Origin of the sequence: Bacillus sp. CDB3 (genome assembly GCF_002081505.1) — a bacterium.
Taxonomy (GTDB): domain Bacteria; phylum Bacillota; class Bacilli; order Bacillales; family Bacillaceae_G; genus Bacillus_A; species Bacillus_A cereus_AT.
Genome location: NZ_ALBR01000033.1, coordinates 38102 through 59101, shown reverse-complemented (window position 1 = coordinate 59101; position 21000 = coordinate 38102). Strand labels below are relative to the sequence as shown.

The following is a 21000-nucleotide window of genomic DNA, read 5'->3' as shown; positions in this document are numbered from 1 at the left end:
TTATCTCTCCCTTTAACATTTTATTTTAATAGAAATCCTGTTGGAAACGGATCTGTAGGGTCTAATAGAAACGTCTGCATGCCTGTAATAAACCCTCTACTTTTAAAACGGAAAATGTATCCTAGCTCTTCTTTCTTCACTTGTTCCACTGTTATAAAGCTATTAAAAATACTTTCATTTTTAAAAGCTTTATCCGCTATATATTCATTTTTAAATAAAGCATGAACATAAGACACAATAGTAGAAACAAAACCTGGTGAACGCACTATAAAGTTATCTTCATGAAATGTAATCGACTTTATATGGTTCTTTTCTTTTTGCATAGAATCTACTAAAATAAGTCTTTTTATTAATGACTGTTTTTGTATAGCTTGAAGTGTAGCTTCACCCCATTTTTTTAATTTAGAGATGTTTTCAATACTGATTTCTGGCGAATACGTATCCTTTTCTACAACTGCATATACTTTATCTGCCTGTATGAGAGAGTAACTTATATTACCAACCTTTAAATTTTTCTCAATCATATAACATAGTTTACTTTCAAACGACACCGAAATAACTTCATCATTCTCTACATAGGCATGGACTGAAAATATTCCAGATAGTGTTTCAATTTTGTATTGATTAGACTCTCTCTTTTTTAAATATCCACTTTCTAGTAACATTGTTATTACCGCAACAATACCTCCATAATGAAGAGGAATAGATCCTTCATGATTAAAAAATAATACAGCTGCATCAACTTCCTTATGAATAGAAGGAACGACAGTACATCCATTTAACCCAATAAAACCACGTGGTTCATTTAATAAAAGCTGCATTTCTTCTGCTAATTCGCCTGAAAATTGTTCATTTAAATGTTCTAAACTGTAGTAGTATTTGCATGGTACGTCCTTTATTACACGAAATGCTTCGCCAGCTACGTGCACATCTACTGCTGTATACATTTTTTGAATGTTCATTTTACATCCTCCGTTTCATGTTCCATCGGCGGAATTAGCAAGAAGCCTTCTTTAAGTGGATCCTTTTCATTGTAAAAAAATCTATGCATACCCATAAGCCAAGCTGATCCCATAATTTTCGTTACTACAGCTTCAATATTTTCTACATATGTTGTATTCATAACACACCCTTTAAATAAAGAACCTACAATACTCTCATGAACAAATTCTTCATCGATATCAATTTTTTTATGAGCGTATAATACAGCTAACTTCGCTGATGTTCCTGTGCCACATGGAGATCGATCAATTCCTCCTGGCGGAACAACAACTGTATTTTTCACATGCGCACTTTCATGAGTAGGATCTGTATAAAATTCAACATGTGTTAATCCTCTTATAAACGAATACTCTGGATGAATGATTTCAAACTTCTCATTAATTGTATTTCTAATATGAATCGCCTTATCGATGATTGTAGATGCGTTTTCTGGTATTAACTCTAAACCTACTGACTTCGCATCGATAATGGCATAAAAATTCCCTCCATACGCAATATCCGCCTCTACAGTTCCAATTTCTTCGACGTGTACAGAAATATTTTTCAGTAAAAAAGCTGGTATGTTACAGAAGGAGACTTCTTTCGCTTTTCCATCTTGAACAGAAATATCTACTTCAACTAAGCCAGCTGGTGTATCTAGCTTTAAAGAAGTAACCGGTTCAATTACTGGAATTAAACCTGATTCAACTAAAGCTGTACATACACCGATTGTATCGTGGCCACACATCGGTAAATATCCACCTGTCTCTATGTATATAACACCTATATCAGCTTCAGGATGACACGGATCTGTTAATAGTGCTCCTGACATTACATCATGACCACGTGGCTCATTCATTAACAATTTGCGAATCCAGTCATACTCCTTTTTCATATGTAACATCTTCTCTGCCATCGTCTCTCCAATTAACTTAGGAAGTCCGCTAATTAATGTCCTCGTTGGATTCCCGCCCGTATGTGTATCAATCGTCGTAAAGACTTTCTGTGACCTCATCCGTTTAACACCCTTTCTGTAAAACGACTCAAACGAAGTGGTTCAATAGGAATGATTGTTTCTTTTTCATTTAATAACTCCTCAATCACTTTCCCAGTAACTGCCGCAAGACTAATTCCATCGCCTTCATGTCCTGCTGCTATAAAGTAGTTCGGAATATGTTCCACTCCTGAAATGATTGGCAAATGATCTTCTGTCCACGGGCGTAATCCAGCATATGAACGAATCACCATCATATCTGCCATTTTCGGATAAAAACGAATTGCTCTATTTGCAATACATTTAATAACCTCGCTATTTATCCTCGTATGAAACCCTACAAACTCTCGACTACTACCAATTAAAAAATTTTGGCTTTCTGTCGGTTCAAATACAAGAGCTACCCCGTATTTCTCAGTTAAAGCATCCACTTTTCGTTTTCCACCAAATTTAGAAATTAAATAACCAAATTCCATTACTTTACGGCAGCCAACGTGTTGTTGCCTGGAAGCTACAATAATATGCCCCTTTCTCGGTTCAATTGGGATATTCACATCTAACATCTGTCCAATTTTAGGAGCCCACACACCGGCTGCGTTCACCACTTGCTTCGCAGTAAACGTCCCATTTGTCGTTTCTACAATAAAGGAACCGTCTATATCTCTTTTCATTTCTTTTACTTCTGTATGATTAAAAGCTTTCGTACCAAATTTCTTCGATTCTGCAAGAAGTGAAAAAGCAAGAAGATATGGATTTACAGTCGAATCCGTTGCGCATTCTAAACCACCTAATAAATCATCCGCAAAAAATGGCGATTCTTCTCTTATATCTTGCCGATCAAGCATTCGAAACGGTAAACCAGCTTCTTTTTGACGATTCACCCATTGCTGTGCTGCCTCCATCTCTTCGTCTGATTCACAAACGAGAATACTTCCTGGCGCCCTATATTCAAATGAGTGCTCCAACTCTACACTTAATTCAGTTACTAAATTTTGACTTACTAACGACATTTGACTATCAAAACCTGGGTCTTTATCAATAGCCAAAATGTTCCCATCACACCGTGAAGACGTCCCACTGACAAATTCTCCTTTTTCAATGATTGTTACGTCTCTTCCGTATTTTGATGTGTAATACGCGATAGAGCAACCTATAATACCACCGCCTATTATTAAAACGTCACAGTGTCTCACATAGCACCCCCCTTTCTCCTAAATCTCTCACTTTCTATTTATGCAATTGGTGTGCCAACTCTACATGCAGAACTATTTATATGAAATAATTTTTATTTGTAAAAATATTTTAAATTTATCGTAAATAGGTGTATTATTTTTTTATCACTGTCTAAATTTTTATACATAACAGGAGGACATTATGACATTTTCATTTCCAACAATAAAAGAGTTTATAAAAATTTTATCAATCGATCGTACAAGTATGTTTAAGTACATGAAACAAGTAGGTGACAAATTTTATTACATCCATTCATCTACTGAAAAATGGAGTTGTGCAGTTATATATGAAAATGACTCTTTCAATGCTTTAATCGAAGCCTTTTCTAGCTATTCAGCGGTCGTTATTATAAACGAAACTCAAGAACCTATATGCTGTATAACTGCTCAGCAAACGATTCCTTTTCTTTATAAGTATTACAATGAACTACAAGCTTTTTATAATACTGTTATTCAAACAACTGATTCTTCTGTTACAGTCATCGATGATAAAGAATGCGTCCGTACTTGGACGGATGGCGCCGAAAAGATTTTTTCAGTCAACCATAATGAAATTATCGGACAACCAATCACTCGTTTTTTTGATTATAAAGATTTAGAAATTTTACAATCATTACATGACGGAAAAAGTATAATCGCTCAGTTCCATCAACCTCGACCAGATTTGTTCGTATTAATTAACTCAAATCCAGTTTATTGCAACGAGGAAATTATAGGAGCAGTCGTTTCCGAAACTGATGTTACAAATCAAGTCGCTTTGAATGAAAAACTATTTAATATGTCGCATGAAATGCACCGATTGGAACAAGAAGTAGCAAAATATAAAGATACATCCGATCCTTTCCTTGCGATGAATGGAAAAAGCCCTGTTATACAAAGAACCATTCAATTAGCTAGAAAGGTTTGTTCGGTAAAATCAACGGTTTTAATACTTGGCGAAAGCGGTGTTGGAAAAGAAGTATTTGCGAAAGCAATTCATGAAGCAAGTGAGACAGCAAATGCCCCTTTCATTTCGATCAACTGCGGTGCAATCCCAGAAGCGTTATTTGAAAGTGAATTATTCGGTTACGAGCGCGGGGCGTTTTCTGGTGCAAATAGTAAAGGTAAGAAAGGGAAAATTGAGCTCGCGCAAGGTGGTACTTTATTCCTTGATGAAATAGGCGAAATGCCTCTCGATATGCAAGTGAAACTTTTGCGTGTACTGCAAGAACGAAAGTATTACCGAGTTGGTGGAGAAAAAGAAATAAATATTGATTTCCGTATTATCGCTGCTACAAATCGTGATTTACAAGAAGAAATGAGAAAAGGAACTTTCCGAGAAGATTTATACTATCGCTTAAATGTAGTTAGCTTGCATATTCCGCCACTACGCGAAAGACGAGAGGATATTATCGAATTAACATACTCATTCTTAAACGATTTTTCAATAAACTATAACAGACCAATTCGAGACTTACCTTCAAATATTATGCATGAACTACTTCATTACAATTGGCCTGGTAATATTCGCGAGCTCCGCAACGTAGTTGAAAGACTCGTCGTATTTGCGACAGATGGTATTATTAAACAAGAATATTTACCATTTCATACAAATGAAACTTTAGACAATCACGCAGCTCAATCCCTATTACTTAGCAACAATAATACGATTCTTTCTTTACAAGAAGAAATGGATGAGCACGAGAAAAAGGTCATTGAGCGAGCTTTACGCATTTTAGATGGTAATAAATTAGAATGTGCGAAACAACTTGGCGTAACGAGGGCCACTTTATATAACCGTTTAAAAAGACTGGGGTTACAATAAAGTGAAACTTTAATCAGTGGGGGTTTTGTTCATCCCCACTTGATTATTAGCCTCACCAAGCGGGCTTTTACGGGCAGCCCGCCCCCCACCTAACCTCTTTGCTTTCACTGAATTTTGAGGTGGGGTCTTACTGCCCAGCAAATAGCGGGATAACCCCTCTCCTCCTCTATATTGGCATAGTTTTTGCATAATAATTTGTGCAAACCGAACTAGAGGAGGAATACATATGACGAATAAAGAGAACTTAATTGTTTGTCGTTGTGAAGAAGTTACATACGGACAACTTCAATCGACAATTGCTGAATATAAATGCTCGGCAAGAGAATTAAAACTAAGAACACGTGCTGGCATGGGATTTTGCGGTGGCCGCACATGTAGAATGATGATAGATCGAATGATTGAAAATGCAAACCCTGACATAACTCCTAATGAAATACCTTTAAAATATCAACCACCAATACGTGCGGTTACTTTTGGAGCGGTAGGTGAAAGTAAATGAGTAGAATTACAAATCACCCTATTTTAGGTAGTTTAAATAATAGTGAACGCATCACTTTTCAATTTAACGGTCAACAATACGAAGCTTATGAACACGAAACTATAGCTGCTGCCCTGCTAGCAAACGGAATACGAACTTTAAGGGTCCATGAAGATAGCGGGACACCAAGAGGTATTTATTGTAATATCGGACATTGTTCAGAATGCCGCGTGACAGTAAATAATCAAACGAACGTAAGAGCGTGCTTAACTGTTGTAGAAGACAATATGGTTGTTGAAAGTGGAAAACAGCATCCAAATATCGTGAGAGAGATGGTGAAAAAGCAATGATAGATGTAATTATTATTGGCGCAGGACCAGCAGGATTATCAGCGTCTATCTCTTGTGCCCATTTTGGACTTAACGTACTTGTTATTGATGAATTTATGAAGCCTGGCGGGAGATTGTTAGGACAATTGCATCAAGAGCCTACTGGTGAATGGTGGAACGGCATAGAAGAATCCAAACGCCTTCACGAAGAAGCAACATCACTTTCAGTCGATATTCGGTGCGGTGTTTCTGTCTTTAATTTAGATAAAGATGAGAACTCTTGGCTCATACATACAAATATCGGTACATTAGAAGCACCGTTCGTACTCATTGCTACTGGTGCCGCTGAGTATTCTATTCCCCTTCCTGGCTGGACACTTCCAGGGGTTATGTCAATTGGAGCAGCTCAAGTTATGACGAATGTTCATCGCGTGCAAGTTGGAAAAAAAGGAATCATTATTGGCGCTAACATTTTGTCATTCGCTATTTTAAATGAACTACAGTTAGCTGGAATTAATGTGGATCATATTGTACTTCCCGAAAAAAGTGATTTAAGCCAAAAGGCTGGTGAACCAGAAGAAGTTTTGAACTCTCTTTTAAATGCGGCTCACCTCGCTCCTTCTGCTTTGCTGCGTATAGGTAGTCGTTTTATGAAATATGATTGGATTCGAAAAGCTGGATTAACCTTCTATCCAAATAACGGAATGAAAATAAACGGGACACCACTTCATCTCCGGAAAGCTGCACTTGAAATTATCGGTACAGATCAAGTTGAGGGTGTGCGAGTAGCTAATACTGATTCTAACGGAAATGTTATTAATGGCTCAGAAAAGATATATGAGGCTGACTTCGTTTGTATTGCCGGAGGTTTGTATCCTCTTGCTGAGCTTGCCGCTGTAGCGGGATGCCCATTCCATTACATTCCGGAATTAGGCGGACATGTTCCACTTCATTCAGAAGAAATGGAAACCCCTCTTCCCGGTTTATTTGTAGCCGGCAATATTACTGGAATTGAAAGTGGTAAAATCGCAATGGCGCAAGGAACCGTTGCTGGCTATTCAATCGTAAAACAAGCTAATAAAACATCTAATTCGGTTGAAAAACATTTACAACAAGCAATTCAAAATGTTCACACTGTACGTCAGAAAGCTGCGATTCAGTTTAATCCAATGGTTGATGTTGGTAGACGGAAGATGAATGAGATTTGGCGTGATTTTCAATCATTTGAAGAAAATCAACAAATGAAAGCGTGAAAAATTAGCATATAAAAAAGCGGTGGATTCATTTCCACCGCCTTTTTTATAATTTTTGTACTACATCTAGTATTTCTGTTACGTCAATTACAGAAACCAAAATTACCTATTTTTCATTCCGACTAAAACTTTCGATATCGACATCCATAAATTTATAAACATTATAATTCCGCAAACATCAGCAACAATTACATACAATCCTATAAATTGGTTTTCAAAGTGGAACAACGGAGTGTAATAAATGGCCATTATTAAGGCTATAACCATGGAAAACAGAAGCAGTTTTTTCCTAGTTATTATATAAATACAATACAAAAACGTATAATAAGCCCAAAATTGCGCAGCATACCATGCATGAGATAGTCGAATACCTGTTTTCGTATGCAAAGTTGTTAAAACCAGTATGTATATTACAAGTAATACAATTAATGGTGCAAATCTAACAAATTGCAAAAGATTTATTATAAAGCGTTTTTTTGAACTGATGAGATGATTTACTTCATACTTAAACACCTGTTTCGTTATGTAATGAACAAAAAATATTAATCCTACACTAATAACTAACATAAAAAATTGCATTACTATGCCTTCTTTTCTAAAATTTTTATAAACTATATTTTAAAAATCAATAGGACTTAACCTAATAAAAATTACACCAAATAAAATTTTTATTAAACCATCCACTACAAAAAAGACATCTAGATTTACGTTAGTAATGATTAATCCTATGGATGCATTGATTATTAAAATAATGGACAGCAAACACATCATCTTCCCATGTACTGGAATAAACGGTATAAAATGAATACCTACTGCTAAAAGAATTAGTAACCAACAACTTCTATAATCATCACCACCAAAATGAAAAGCGAGAAAAACTAAAATAGCCAATATAATTATTGAAAAATCAGCCCACTTTTTTTGTTCCGGTGTTCCAGAACCAACCGCTAATCTCCTCCTAGTTTTAGAGCTCAATTGCCATATCATTCCTGATATATAAACAATAATAAAAGGCCACACATTTGGATATCCGTTATGTTTTATTAAAAGTAAGAACATTGCTGCTCCAGCAATTATTAGCCAAATCCCATTAATCTTTTGTCTAGGATACTTGTAAGTTTGTGTTTCCATGTTCCGTTCTCCTTTTTCGAACTTTTCTAACCTTCTCGATATACACACTTCTTTTTTACCAGAAGCCTTATGAGCAAATTCAGCTAAATTCACACCATCATTCTTCTACCTCGCTTTGAATAATAAAATATAAGATTTCTGAACTATCATATCAAATATAGTTGCGATTCATTTGTCGCAATTCGTCGAATAAATAAACAAAAGTCGTTTTATGTCAAAATTATTATTTATTTGGATAGCCAACTTTGGTGTAGATAGTTAAAATGATGCAAATACTAAATTGAAGGCACATGAAATACTGGATTTTATTCTAAAAGAAGAAACATACCAGCAATATTAATCCAAATAAAAAACTGTTAGAGCATACAGCTCTAACAGTTTTATTGTTCATTATTATTAAATTTCGCTAATGCGTAAATGCCTTCTTCATCATCTAATTCAAGTTGCAATCTTGCTGCAAATGAATTGACATTGTATTCTCTATCTAGCAACAAGCGTAGCGCTTCGATTAAGTTTGCTTGAATTAAAATTTGCTGGCGACCATTCACCTCTACTTCTGCAGAGAAACCGTAGTCATCATCATACATTAGTTCAACTGAAACTTCTTCTGGACCAACTTGTCTTTTTTTCAGCGATATATACACAAAGTGCATTTATAAGCTCTTGTTCAGAAATTTTTATTGTTTCCATGCTACTTCATCTGCCTTCTTCTTACGTTGATCTTTGAAGTATTTAAATGCACGAACTGCTAACATTACGATACCAGCCATTACTAACATATTTACCATAAACGCTAATACAGAACCAAGAGCTCCCATATTTGCAAATAAGCTACCCATTAGTAAACCACCAAGACCACCTAGTAATAAGCCTTTCATAAAGCTTCCTTTATTACTTTTTGGTGCTGTGTTTGTTGCTTTTGTTTTTGAATCTGTTGTCGTTTTTTGTGAATTTACATTAGAATCTTTTTTGTTTAAATCAACTTTTGAATTTTGACCAGAACTTGGTGTATATGATTTCTTACCAGATTTGTAACTTTTCGCTTCCGCGTGATTTACGAACATAAAGCTACTAGCTCCAAAGATAACCATGAATGCTGTCATTACTGCTACAAGTTTTTTCAACATATTATATCCATTCTCCTTTTATATAGATATATGTGAAATCTACCTTTCTTGTAAATTTAGAATGATAGATTTGTTTTAAAACCATTTTAAAGGTTCTTATGAACTTATTATATGAACTTTTGTCGAAATATGCAAGTATTATTTACTTACGACAATTTCATGACAAAGGAAAATTAAGCAAAACGGAATTGACTTTAAATGAAACAAAACATATTATAAGTTCATAAGAACTTTTTATAATTTTGGAGGTGAAAAGATGGAAACATTTCATCTCACACGAAACGAAATGGCAACGCTCCTTCTATCACTTAGAGGATGGAATACGAAAAAGCCTCTTAGCATTTTACAAGAAGCTTGGGCAAAGTCACATAAAAAAGATATTGAAAGCGGACAAAGCGTTACAGCTTTTATTACAACCGCACTTTCACCTATTTTTGAAAAATTAATTAAAATCGATGATACGGATGTCGGTTTTTCTTTAAATGAAATAGTTGCGCTTGGTAATCAGATTGAAAACACAAGTTTCTCTGTAACTGCTATGCAAAACTGGGTGAAACGAGATATAAAAGAAATGATTGGCTCCCCTCAAAAAGGGAAGAAATACTCAATCGAACAAGCAGCCTTATTATTTATTGTTGAAGATTTAAAAACAGCGCTTGATTTTGAATCTATTCGTAAACTATTACGACTCATCGTAAATGACCCGGCCGATCGAAGTGATGATTTAATTAACCCTGTTCATTTATATGTAGCTTATTCCTCATTATTTGAAGAACTAAATCAAGGGAATTGCATACAACTAAATGCTACAGATACCATTCATACAATTGAAAACATTGTAAAAGAAAAAGCTGATAAAATCGCAAGCAAGTTCGATCAAATTAATAACGAACAACGCGAAGCAATTCGTAACGCTATTATTATCGCTACACTATCTGTACATACCGCATATGTACAAATGTTAGCGAAACGTTATGTGACAGCAACGTTATTTTTACAAAATTTAGATGTGAAGCCGTAAAAAATAGGAGTAGAAGTGCTCCTATTTTTTAATTTCTATACTATTTTGCACTCCTTAACTCTTTGCATCTCATACATTTTCAGCTGATTCTCTACATACGATTCAGTTTTTTTGAACCCAGCTTTCTCATAGCATCGCATTGCCCTCTTATTATCTTCCCTAACTTGCAATACAACCGCTTTTATATCAGGGTCTAAAAATGATTTAGTGATAAAATAATTTGTAATCTCTGTTCCGAGCCCTTTTGAGTATAAATTTGAGACGCCAATCAAGATTGAGTACTCCATCACATATATATCGTCATTTCTCTTCTTTTTTAATCCAATTCTCCCTATTACTTCATCCTCTACTACGATCACTTGATAACTTGCATAAGATCGAGACAGTTTTTCTGTCCAATACTTTCGAAGTTCTTCTATTGTATATCGTTTGAATGGTTTCACGTCCGCTATGTTATGTAATTCTTCGTCATTATACCACTCTAAAATAATTGGTAAATCATCCATTTCTAATAAACGTTCATGCCAATCCATATTTTCACCCCATCCACTTTTCGAATTACTCGGCTAATCAAATTGAATACGCATATTCTTTTTTCGGTAAATTCACTATGTCTTGAATGTAAGATGATCGTTCCATAATATCTTCTAACTGACCATTCCTATAAACATAAATACCACTTACATATGTAACTGTAAGCCCTTTCTCAGTTATTATCGCTAATTTATTATTTTTCTCGTTAAAATCACCTTCAAGCCCTTTTTCAAATGGTAAGCTTTTGGATGTTGAAAAATAAAGCTGAATTAACGATGCTATTTCTACGTGATTTGATTTTGCAAAGCACTTTATTTCATTAGAAATTATTTCATCCTGCAACGGAAGAAAGTCCTTCACTTCTATTCTCTTTGCTTTACGAAAGAAATTTTGCAGCTCCGGAGTATGGAACGAAATGTGTTTCTCTTCTATCTTTTTGAAAATAAATTGCAATAATAAGTCTTTACCTACTACAAATGGATGACCAAATCCATAATTATAAAGATCTTTTTTCATTTGAATCAACTGTTCAATATAAGGTATACCATTCTCTTCAATTACAAGCTTTCCATCTATAAAACGCATAGTCGAGATTAGTGCTTTAATCTCAATACCTTCTAACTCAAGCGATGAATAATATAAATCTCTATTCCAAAAATCTAATTGATCCATTCCTAGTGAATTAAATAATAGCTCATCTATAATCGGAAAAACTCCATCTTCTGTTAAACCTTTCGTTACATCTTCTAATAATCCAGTAGTCTTATTTAAAATCGCACGTATTTCATCATCCTCTTGAATAATTCGAACGGTCAAATCGCCATGATCCTCACCTGAGATTTTCTGAAAACAATGCGAATATGGACCATGTCCAATATCGTGTAGAAGTGCTACAGTAGAGACTAATTTCCGTTCATATTTTGATAAATGAATATCACCAATCTCTATAAGATGTTCTATTACTTTATTTACCAGTACATATACACCTATCGAATGTTCTTTCCTTGTATGTATTGCGTTCTTATGTAAAAAATATGTATGCCCTTGCTGTTTTATATAGGCCAATCTTCGAAACGCTTTAGTATCGATCAATCGTATGATGTCTCTATTGTGAATAGTAATTGGTCCGTAAATAGGATCTGTAAAACGCATAACTCCTCCCCCTTTGTAAATTCAACACTTACATCATTATACGAAATTTTCAGTCTACTAGCCCTTTCGTTTTCTTTAAATATGAGAAATTTTTAATACTCCTTTCATTCTCTCTTCATGAAAACTCAATTTATATCGTTTACTATAAAAACTAGGAAAACTAATACAAGACATAAAAACTATTAAAATGGCAATACATTCATTAAATAAGGTATAATTTGCATATAGTGAACTTTTTATGTTATTAAATAAAAAGAGCTTTTACTCGAAAAATCTTATGAACTAGAAGGTGCAACAATGTTAAGTAGTTTTATTCATTCAGTATTAACATTTTTTGAAGGATTAGGTTATTGGGGCATAATGCTCGGACTTATGATTGAGATTATCCCAAGTGAAATTGTCCTTGCCTATGCGGGATACTTAGTATCAAATGGAAGTATCTCATTTGTAGGCGCAGTTATATTCGGTACCATTGGTGGAGTCATTGCCCAAGTCTTTATTTATTGGATTGGACGATACGGTGGTCGCCCTGTATTAGAACGTTACGGAAAGTATATTTTCATTCATAAAAAACAAATTGACGCTGCTGAAGATTGGTTTAATCGATACGGAACTGGCGTAATTTTCACTGCACGTTTTATCCCTGTCGTTCGTCATGCGATTTCAATTCCAGCTGGGATTACTAAAATGCCAATTTCACGTTTCACTACATTAACAGCACTTGCGATAATCCCTTGGTCTATCATTTTCATTTATCTAGGTGAAAAACTAGGTGAAAACTGGGAGAATATTAATGAAATTGCTGGACCATATGTGAAATCTTTCGCTATTGGCGGCGTTGTTCTTATTATTTTGTATTTCGCAATAAAAAAATGGGCAAAGAAACGTAAAAAGCTAGCTTAAATTTTTAATCAAACCGCTATAAATTCATTTAGAATTATAGCGGTTTTTATTATTGGCTTCGCTAAGTTTTAGGAATTGTATAATTTCTTCTTTATGTTTTAAATCATGTTGAATGAGTGATGAAAAATAATCGTTTAATCTCACTCTTTTTGTGCCGAATTGGTAGTCACCATTAAAATTCTGGGCAGGAATTTGATTAATTTGATCAACTAATTGTTTACGGGTGGATATAAACTGATCTATTAATTCTTTTTTTGAAATACCAGACCTCGCATATCTCATTGCACTCTTGTTCTTTTCTTCCACATCTGTTGGAACATCAGGTACATATTGCGAGCTTATAAAGTACAAAATTCTATATTTCATTAAAAACTCATCCCAAACGATAAAATGTGAAATCACATCCGCAATTCCCCATGAACCTTTTCTAAAAGGTTCAAACCATACATCATTAGTTACACACTTCAATGTTTGGCACCATTCTATTAGTCTTAACTTTTCTTCTAGAATACTTTCTTTCTCCATAATTCATTCCTCTTTCACACTAATAATCGATTCATATATAACTTCTAGACATTACATAAAAACCCCTCCAGTTTAAGATTTACGTGGATAAGCAACAATTCAGTCATATAATTCGTATAGTAACTCAAAAGGAGTGATTCCCCTATGCACTGGCAGCAAAAAGTACCCTACTTAATTGGACGCCCTGTTGGTGTTTCTCTCATTAATGGGCAAGGGACATCCGGCGTTTTATGCGGCGTACAAAATAACCAATTATTTGTTTATGAATACCTTTATCAAGCTCAATTTGCAATGAAACATTATGATTTTAGACAAATTCAAGATATACACGCCTTTCCAAATTGCCCACACCAAAATCCTTTATACTAAAAAACAGGAACGGCTTAATTGCCATTCCTGTTTCTAAGTTGTTATTTCTCAGAGTAAAACTTCTGCACTGCTTCATCGAAATAAATCCAGCCTTTCCAGCCCAAATGAATCGTATCTTTTAAGAAATACTTATCATATTCATGGCTAGAGAAATCGACTACTGGGTATCCCGCTTTCTCGACTTGATCGCGGACCTTACTATAATACACATCACGGCGTTCTTTTGGGAAACCAGCGTAATCATACCACGGTCCGTTTACAGGTACAGAAATAAAGAGTGGTTTTACATTTTTTTCTTTGAAAAGATCTAAAACAATTTGTAAGTCATCATATTCTGGTGATTCATCATACGATTCATTTGCTCTAAAGTTTTTTAACCCTTTTAATTTTTTCTTTAAATTATGTTTATAATAATACGGATTTTCAATTCCGAATGTATTTGTTGTGGATTCCGCCTTACCTTCTTGTTCCGCTTGTTTACGTGCATCTTCCCAAGAAATTGAACGTAGTCCCGTATTTGTTTTCTCTTTCATCGGTTCGATCTTAAATAGAGAATTAAATAAATCTCGATGATCTAAAATATTCCGGTACATATATGCTAGCGGTTTAGCTAGTCCAGCTTTTATATTATGTTTCGTATCGTTATATACAATACTTTCTAGAGAACTACTTAATACCGCATCTTTACGAACAACTTTGTAATCTAATAAACGCTTCGCGATTTTTTTCTTCATTTCAGGATTTATTTCGTCATTAAAAATAAAGTGATAGGCTTGTTGTTTGGAGAAATTATTTGTAAAATCCCCTTGTGATACACCGGTTTTTGTAAACCATTGTGGTGAAAGAACAAAGACTACCTTTTTACCTTCTAATTCATCCATTGTAGACGTCATATTTAAAATATGGGCCAAGCTTTGCGTACCACCAGTCCCTATTAAAAATGGAGTAAAACCTGCCGGATTTACTTTAAAATAATTAGACGGATGATATGCATCCATTCGTAAAAATTCTGATGAACCATACATCGGTAAATACTGCGAATTCTCTAACATTTTTTGCTGTAAGAAAACACTTTGCAATTTTCTTTTGCAAGGAAGTTGCTGCATCTTCTACCTTTTTATCGCTTATTAGTGATACTAAACTCTTAGAGGGAATAAGCAATACACTGAAAAAAAGTACGCAAGCTAAAATAATTGGTCCGAAAGCATGCTTCATCTTCATCTGCTATTCCTCTTTCTAGTACTATTAAATTGTAACCCTTGTTTTTGACACGTCATCATTTCTCTCCTTTTTCTCTATACATGCTCCATTCTATTTATCTATTATTTACATGTATGTATTCCATTTCTTTACACTATTAAGTTAAATACTTATAGAGCAAGAAAGTGTTTCCAAAGAAACATGTTAATTATACAAGATTCTACATAAATTTCACACTGGAATTTTAGTAATAATTTTATTTTTAAGTAGTGAAAAAACACATAAAATGTCTATAATTCATCAGATGATGTATTGAGTTCAAAATATGATAATAAACGCCCACTATGATCAACATCTTGAGTATATGTAAAGCCTTGCTTGCGTAAAAGTTTTTTCGAATTCTCATTAGCTACTTTAACCCTAGCAATTATTCTTTTTAAATTCATCGTCCCTGTTGCATATTGAATGGAAGCCTCTGCTGCTTCTGACGCATATCCATTCCTCCAATACTCTGGATCAAGGAGATACATAATTTCTGTTTCTCCTGTTTCATTTACCTTTCTTAAACCACAATGTCCTAATAACTGGTCTGTTTCATTTTTGAATAACAGCCATACACCAAAATCATACTGTTCCCAATGCAATATAAGTTGACTAATATAATCTTTAGTTTCATCTATTGACATACCTCTTGATTTAGCAAGCCATTGACCAACAGCTTCTTTTTTCAATATGTTATACAATTGATCAACATCTTCTATATTCGGTTTTCTCATCACCAATCTTTTCGTATGTATTACTTTCCCCTTTACAAATACAGACATAGTGCCCCTCCTAATACTGTTTATAGACTAGTAAATTATACCATGAACTATCATCAGCTTTAACTAAGAAAAAAACAGACTATCACATACGTGAAGTCTGTTTTTTCTCTTTCTTTACTTTTGTATGTCCGCCCATTTCAAGCTAGTTGCTGGACCAAATTGGTGAACGTATAAATCTTTTACATACGGTTTTTGTAAGTAAGATAGTCCGCGCTGGAATACCGGTGCAATTACTGCATCATCAAGAAGTACTTTTTCAGCATCTTGCATTGCTTTCCAACGAGCTTTTTCATCATTACCTAATTCTGTTTTAATCTTCTTAATTAACGCATCGTATTCTGGATTTGCATATCCTGTATTATTAACGGTACTTCCCGAAAGGAAAACTTCTAAGTATGTCATTGGATCTGGATAATCAGGTAACCAACGTGATAACGACATTTCATATTCTTTTTTCTTCTCTAACGCTAGTTTTTGAGTATGTGGTTGTAGTTTCACATTTACTTTTAAGCCTGATAAGTTTTTCTCAAGCTGTTCTTTAATATACTCTCCTACTTTTTTAAAGTTTTCTAAATCATAATTTAATAGTTCTAACGTAACTTCATTTGTACCGGTCTCTTGTTTTGCCTTTTCCCAATATTCCTTCGCCTGTTTTACGTCCGTCTTATTAAACTCTCCTGCTGCACTTCTAAAATCTTTCTTATCTGGTCCTTTTAAAAATCCTTTCGGGACGTAGTAGTTGGCAGCTACCGAACCATCATTTAAAAATGAAGTCGCAAGTCCCTTCTTATCAAAAACTGTGCTAAGTGCAAGGCGTGCGTTTTTATTTTTAAGAATCGGTACATTTTCATTGAAACGGAAGAAATACATAACTGGATCTGTATATTGTTTCAGTTCTTTATTATTTTTATATTTATCTACGAATTCTGTAGAAATGACAGCCCTATCTACCTTATCTGTTTCATATACATTTACCGCAGTTGAAATTTCTTTAACAACTTGATAGTTTACTTCATCTAATTTCACTTCTTTTTTATCCCAATATTTATCGTTTTTCTTCATTGTAAAGCTCGCTTCGTGCTTCCACTCCGATAATGTAAACGGCCCATTATATATCGCTTTATTTGCCTCTAACCCGTATTTATCACCTTGCTCTTTCGCAAATTTTTCATTAATTGGATAGAAAGACGGTAAAATAAGTAGTTTCGTAAAATACGGTACTGGATGTTCTAACTCAACAACGAACGTTTTATCATCCTTTGCTTTCACACCTAATTCTTCTAAGCCTAATTGTTTCTTATTTATCTTTTCCGCATTCTTCACATCGTACGCGATATATGCATATTGAGAGGCTGTATCTGGATTTATAAGTTGCTTCCAAGCATATACGTAATCTTGAGCTGTTACCGGATCACCATTAGACCATTTCGCATCACGCAAGTGGAATGTATATGTCTTTCCGTCTTTACTCACTTCATATTTTTGTGCCCCAGCCTGAATCACTTCATCATTTTTCGATAAACGGAATAATCCTTCCATAACATTGTTTAAAACATTAAACGATACTGCATCTGTTACTTTTCCAGAATTCAGTGATGGAATTTCACCCGTTTCTAGTAGTTGTAATACTTTTTTCTCATCTTTCGGCTTCGTAGCTGTTTTTTCTTTCGCACAGCCTACTAAAAATGAAGAGACGAGTAAAGTACTAACTAATGAATAGCGAACAACCTTTTTCATATAAAGCCCCCCTATCTTTTTTAAGGTAAGTAACGACGAGCACCAGCGTATTCTTCTATATATCCTGGTGTATTTAACGGTATAATTTCTACCGATCTTTCAGCTCTTGGTGAATGAATCATATTCCCATCACCAATATACATTGCAACATGATGAACACTACCTTTTCCTTGATTGTGTGCAAAGAATATTAAGTCGCCCTTTTGTAAGTTTTCTTTATCAACCGCAATTCCTGCTTTTGATTGTGGTCCAGAATCCCTCGGTATTGTTATGCCATGCGATTTATAAATTGTATGTGTAAATCCAGAGCAATCAAAACCAAACCCACTTGTACCAGCCCATATATATGGTAATCCTAAAAACATTTTACCCGTGTTTATTAAATCATCAGCTGTTGGTGCAGGAATGTCATTTTGAGAACGGTGAACAGTTCCATCATTTTTCCGTAGCCATGCCTTTTGACCATTCGGCAACAACACACGGTATGAAATCGTATCTTCACTTAATAGCGGTAAACGCGTATTATAGCTGACTTCAAGAGATTTATATTTTTCAGAAGGATTAATATATAAAATAGCTGTCGGTTTCGTTATTAATACGAAAGGTTGGTCTGTTTTATCTGCAAATTCTTGATTATACGTTAATTGCTTTTCAGGCATCCATCCCGGGTAGCCTTCTTCATTTCGTGGTGTTGGTTGTCCGTGGACTACTACTTTCACCCAATCACCTTTCTTATCAATAACTGTTACTTCTTGACCTAGCAGCGCTTGCGTTTCTAATTTATTCGCACTCGTTAACCATAACTTCTCATCAAGAGTCATTGATTTCGTCCATTTCCATAAATCAACTGGATTTGTTGCGCTTGGTGTATCGATTGGTCGTAATGAATCAGGCGCAGTCCAAAGCGTTGCAGCAGATACATCTATAAATGCTTTATTATCTTTCTTCTCCTCAGCATTTGCCGAAGTAAACGATGAAAATATAAATAAAGTTGTTAAAAATGCAGTTCCTACTTTTTTCATATATATCCCCCTTAAAAGATAGTTTACTAGGTACTACTTCTAAGATTGTATATTCACTACAGAATGCAGGTTTACCTTTGGACCAGTGTAAGTCATCCCTTCTGGCTCTTCTACTAACCATAACGGTGCATCAAGATCAAAGTAATGAATATTCGGATGAGCCGCAGCTAAATGTGCAACAGCGCTAACTGAAAGTGAAGATTCCATCATACTTCCAACCATACATTTCACACCTGCTGCGTCTGCAATATCCGCAATTTTCCAGGCTTCTCGAATACCACCGCATTTCATTAATTTAATATTAAGTAGGTCTGCATAGCCTCCTTGGACAATCTTTAATGCGTCGCTTGCCGAAAACACACTTTCATCTGCCATAATAGGCGTTTGTATATTGTCCTTCACGTACTTTAATCCTTCCCAATCTTTCGCATGAACTGGTTGTTCTACAAATTCTATATTTAAATTTCTATTCTCCATTTCTCTAATAATAGAAACAGCCTCTTTTGGATTCCATCCTTGATTTGCATCTAAACGTAACGTCGTGTTCTTTGACACTACGTTTCGAATTGCCTCTATGCGTTCCAAATCTAAATGCGCCTCTTTGCCCACCTTAATTTTTAATGTTTGGAATCCCTTTTCGATATGCTTTTTCGCTTCTTTTGCCATTAATAAAGGTTCATCCACACTTACAGTAATATCAGTATAAATCTCTTTCTTTCCACCTAGTAATGCGTATAACGGTATGTTGTGAAATTGACAATATACATCGTATAAAGCCATATCTACCGCCGCTTTCGCACTTGTATTTCCTATACAGCTCATTTGAATGTGTAACAATAACGTTTGAAATTGCAGTACATCTTTATCAACTAATGCAGAGCGAATTGGCCCTAATATTGCTTCCTCAATCCCGTTGGCAAAATCACCTGTAATAACCGGCGTTGCTGCTGCAGCCCCTTTTCCAACAATCCCTTCATCTGTATGAATAACCACATCTATACTTTCGATTTCCGTTACAGTACGAAGCGCTGTTTTAAACGGTGTATGAAGCTTTACGTGTCGACGTTTTACCTTCACATCAGTAATTTTCATTTTGTTCATCCTTTCGTTGTATATAGAGTGAAACTTTAATCTGCGAGAGGCTTTTATTCTGCCTATTAATGTGAAATAAAAAAATCCAGCCATAAGAAAATTCTTACGGCTGGATTTCGTCTATGAATGGGTAGACAAAGCAGCGATCTGATTATATTTTTTCTGTGCATCCTTTAGCGCTACAAGCAGCGCCTTTTGGGACGAACCGAAATAACGATTTTTTATTTCTGTTACTAATGCTGGGTCATTAATATTTTTATGTAGAAACAAATATTTAACAAATTGAGATGTTAATGCAATTGTCGCTGAGCAATCTGCATCTACAATTTCCCCTGTATCCTTCACAAGTACAAATGCAACAAAATAACTTTTGAACTTTTCGGTAATGGGATTATTTTGAGGTGCTTTCGCATCCCCTACGACGTAAATTGTATTTGAAGCATACACAGCTATCTTCCTTTCTTATATGAGGATAACGGTTTTCTTAACAGACGTATGAGCTGTTAACTCAACGTTGATTAAAAAGTGTATCCGCATACCTTGTATTATAAACAATTGACAGAATTTTAACAATATTTATTTTGATATATATTCCATAAATATGAAAATAACTAAAAACAATCGAAAACTCCTCATTTTTACAATATGCTATTACTCCCCGTACCATAACATTCATACATCAAAAAACAGTTAGCATTAACTAACTGTTTCATCACTTTACTTCGGCAATACGAATATTGTTTCGTTTGACTTAGAAAATTGATACTCCTTTCTCGCAAACTTTAAAATTTCTTCTTCATTATCAGCTAAATTCTCGATGTTAGTCTTTAAAAAACTTTGATCTTTCTTTAATGAAACTAGTTGTTTCTTTTGATTCGTTATTGTATCTTTTTTTTCACTTATTATTTCTTGTTGTTTCGTCAAAATATATTGAACGTACAAAGTAGTTACAGCAATAAAAATAAACATGAATATAAATCGCCTTAATTTCTTTTTATTTATTGCTCGATTGTCATTAGGCTGTGATAGTTGCTCTGGTATATTAGGAACATTTACTCTTTTGAGTTTCCTCATTTTCAAATCCCCCTAACCCATATTTTTCACTACCATCGGCACGATCTTATAAAGTTAAATTCTATTCTTATAAAATAAGCTCCTTCACAAAAAAATCTCACAAATTAACCAATTAGAGATAGCGTTCGACGACATTTCCGTATTTGATATGAAAATTTTTATTTATGCTGCTATAAAATAGTAGTTTATGTTATTCTTTTTCCCCAATTGTAGAAAAC

The 21000-nt window shown here is 34.5% G+C and carries 23 protein-coding genes and 1 pseudogene; 7 read left to right on the top strand and 17 right to left on the bottom strand.

Going from position 1 to position 21000, the window contains the following annotated elements; all coding sequences use genetic code 11:
• Positions 1–20 precede the first annotated feature (20 nt).
• From CDB3_RS10310 to CDB3_RS10300, 3 genes are read right to left on the bottom strand one after another with little or no spacing between them, the layout of a single operon-like run.
• Entirely contained in the window at positions 21–962 is a 942-nt protein-coding gene (locus CDB3_RS10310; RefSeq protein ID WP_128854398.1) for a proline racemase family protein, read from the bottom strand.
• The gene (locus CDB3_RS10305) at positions 959–1996 is read right to left on the bottom strand and encodes a proline racemase family protein (RefSeq protein WP_128854397.1); all 1038 of its coding nucleotides are present in this window, start codon (positions 1994–1996) and stop codon (positions 959–961) included. The genes CDB3_RS10310 and CDB3_RS10305 overlap by 4 nt, the downstream gene beginning before the upstream one ends.
• Entirely contained in the window at positions 1993–3168 is a 1176-nt protein-coding gene (locus CDB3_RS10300) for an NAD(P)/FAD-dependent oxidoreductase (protein ID WP_128854396.1), read from the bottom strand. The genes CDB3_RS10305 and CDB3_RS10300 overlap by 4 nt, the downstream gene beginning before the upstream one ends.
• Before the next feature lie 181 nt (positions 3169–3349).
• On the opposite strand from CDB3_RS10300, the gene CDB3_RS10295 reads away from it, so the two are divergent.
• The 4 genes from CDB3_RS10295 to CDB3_RS10275 all read left to right on the top strand — a co-directional run bounded on the left by CDB3_RS10295 (position 3350) and on the right by CDB3_RS10275 (position 7071).
• Positions 3350–5011 (top strand): sigma-54 interaction domain-containing protein, encoded by a 1662-nt coding sequence (locus CDB3_RS10295; protein WP_128854395.1) that lies wholly within the window; start codon positions 3350–3352, stop codon positions 5009–5011.
• Positions 5012–5237: 226 nt separating this feature from the next.
• Entirely contained in the window at positions 5238–5510 is a 273-nt protein-coding gene (locus tag CDB3_RS10285) for a (2Fe-2S)-binding protein (protein WP_000182284.1), read from the top strand.
• Positions 5507–5839: a (2Fe-2S)-binding protein gene (locus tag CDB3_RS10280; protein WP_097829420.1), complete on the top strand. Its 333-nt coding sequence runs from the start codon at positions 5507–5509 to the stop codon at positions 5837–5839. Before CDB3_RS10285 ends, CDB3_RS10280 begins: the two co-directional genes overlap by 4 nt.
• Positions 5836–7071: an NAD(P)/FAD-dependent oxidoreductase gene (locus CDB3_RS10275; RefSeq protein ID WP_128854393.1), complete on the top strand. Its 1236-nt coding sequence runs from the start codon at positions 5836–5838 to the stop codon at positions 7069–7071. Before CDB3_RS10280 ends, CDB3_RS10275 begins: the two co-directional genes overlap by 4 nt.
• 102 nt (positions 7072–7173) lie before the next feature.
• On the opposite strand, the gene CDB3_RS32275 is transcribed toward CDB3_RS10275, so the two are convergent.
• The 4 genes from CDB3_RS32275 to CDB3_RS10255 all read right to left on the bottom strand — a co-directional run bounded on the left by CDB3_RS32275 (position 7174) and on the right by CDB3_RS10255 (position 9329).
• Entirely contained in the window at positions 7174–7650 is a 477-nt protein-coding gene (locus tag CDB3_RS32275; protein WP_128854392.1) for a hypothetical protein, read from the bottom strand.
• Between the two features lie 39 nt (positions 7651–7689).
• Positions 7690–8202 carry a DUF6609 family protein gene (locus tag CDB3_RS10265; RefSeq protein WP_128854438.1) on the bottom strand — a complete coding sequence of 171 codons (513 nt, stop codon included), beginning with the start codon at positions 8200–8202 and terminating at the stop codon, positions 7690–7692.
• Between the two features lie 380 nt (positions 8203–8582).
• Positions 8583–8855 (bottom strand): DUF2653 family protein, encoded by a 273-nt coding sequence (locus CDB3_RS10260; protein WP_256869737.1) that lies wholly within the window; start codon positions 8853–8855, stop codon positions 8583–8585.
• Positions 8856–8879: 24 nt separating this feature from the next.
• Positions 8880–9329: a hypothetical protein gene (locus CDB3_RS10255; protein ID WP_128854391.1), complete on the bottom strand. Its 450-nt coding sequence runs from the start codon at positions 9327–9329 to the stop codon at positions 8880–8882.
• 256 nt (positions 9330–9585) lie between these two features.
• Between CDB3_RS10255 and CDB3_RS10250 the strand changes: the two genes are divergently transcribed.
• Positions 9586–10350, top strand: a complete 765-nt coding sequence (locus tag CDB3_RS10250; protein WP_071772772.1) for a DUF1836 domain-containing protein — start codon at positions 9586–9588, stop codon at positions 10348–10350.
• A gap of 35 nt (positions 10351–10385) precedes the next feature.
• Here CDB3_RS10250 and CDB3_RS10245 read toward each other — a convergent pair whose 3' ends face one another.
• Both CDB3_RS10245 and CDB3_RS10240 read right to left on the bottom strand, forming a co-directional pair.
• Positions 10386–10883: a GNAT family N-acetyltransferase gene (locus tag CDB3_RS10245; protein WP_128854390.1), complete on the bottom strand. Its 498-nt coding sequence runs from the start codon at positions 10881–10883 to the stop codon at positions 10386–10388.
• Between the two features lie 37 nt (positions 10884–10920).
• Positions 10921–12036: an HD domain-containing protein gene (locus tag CDB3_RS10240; protein WP_128854389.1), complete on the bottom strand. Its 1116-nt coding sequence runs from the start codon at positions 12034–12036 to the stop codon at positions 10921–10923.
• Between the two features lie 297 nt (positions 12037–12333).
• On the opposite strand from CDB3_RS10240, the gene uptA reads away from it, so the two are divergent.
• Positions 12334–12939: an undecaprenyl phosphate transporter UptA gene (uptA, locus tag CDB3_RS10235; RefSeq protein ID WP_128854388.1), complete on the top strand. Its 606-nt coding sequence runs from the start codon at positions 12334–12336 to the stop codon at positions 12937–12939.
• Between the two features lie 24 nt (positions 12940–12963).
• On the opposite strand, the gene CDB3_RS10230 is transcribed toward uptA, so the two are convergent.
• The gene (locus CDB3_RS10230) at positions 12964–13464 is read right to left on the bottom strand and encodes a DinB family protein (RefSeq protein ID WP_128854387.1); all 501 of its coding nucleotides are present in this window, start codon (positions 13462–13464) and stop codon (positions 12964–12966) included.
• A 144-nt stretch (positions 13465–13608) separates the two neighbouring features.
• Here CDB3_RS10230 and CDB3_RS10225 point away from each other — a divergent pair, with 144 nt between their 5' ends.
• On the top strand, positions 13609–13833 hold the full coding sequence (locus CDB3_RS10225) for a hypothetical protein (protein WP_002032598.1): 225 nt from the start codon (positions 13609–13611) through the stop codon (positions 13831–13833).
• A gap of 41 nt (positions 13834–13874) precedes the next feature.
• Here the strand turns inward: CDB3_RS10225 and dltD are convergent.
• From dltD to CDB3_RS10190, 7 genes and pseudogenes are all read right to left on the bottom strand, one after another.
• Positions 13875–15054, bottom strand: a pseudogene (gene dltD, locus CDB3_RS10220) (D-alanyl-lipoteichoic acid biosynthesis protein DltD).
• Between the two features lie 269 nt (positions 15055–15323).
• Entirely contained in the window at positions 15324–15857 is a 534-nt protein-coding gene (locus CDB3_RS10215) for a GNAT family N-acetyltransferase (protein WP_071772779.1), read from the bottom strand.
• Between the two features lie 114 nt (positions 15858–15971).
• Positions 15972–17594 (bottom strand): peptide ABC transporter substrate-binding protein, encoded by a 1623-nt coding sequence (locus CDB3_RS10210; RefSeq protein WP_128854386.1) that lies wholly within the window; start codon positions 17592–17594, stop codon positions 15972–15974.
• Positions 17595–17614: 20 nt separating this feature from the next.
• Positions 17615–18616: a C40 family peptidase gene (locus CDB3_RS10205; RefSeq protein WP_128854385.1), complete on the bottom strand. Its 1002-nt coding sequence runs from the start codon at positions 18614–18616 to the stop codon at positions 17615–17617.
• 39 nt (positions 18617–18655) lie between these two features.
• Positions 18656–19717 (bottom strand): dipeptide epimerase, encoded by a 1062-nt coding sequence (locus CDB3_RS10200; protein WP_179139688.1) that lies wholly within the window; start codon positions 19715–19717, stop codon positions 18656–18658.
• 111 nt (positions 19718–19828) lie between these two features.
• Positions 19829–20155 (bottom strand): DUF3870 domain-containing protein, encoded by a 327-nt coding sequence (locus CDB3_RS10195; protein WP_071772783.1) that lies wholly within the window; start codon positions 20153–20155, stop codon positions 19829–19831.
• A 270-nt stretch (positions 20156–20425) separates the two neighbouring features.
• Positions 20426–20782, bottom strand: a complete 357-nt coding sequence (locus tag CDB3_RS10190) for an FtsB family cell division protein (RefSeq protein WP_128854383.1) — start codon at positions 20780–20782, stop codon at positions 20426–20428.
• Positions 20783–21000 lie beyond the last annotated feature (218 nt).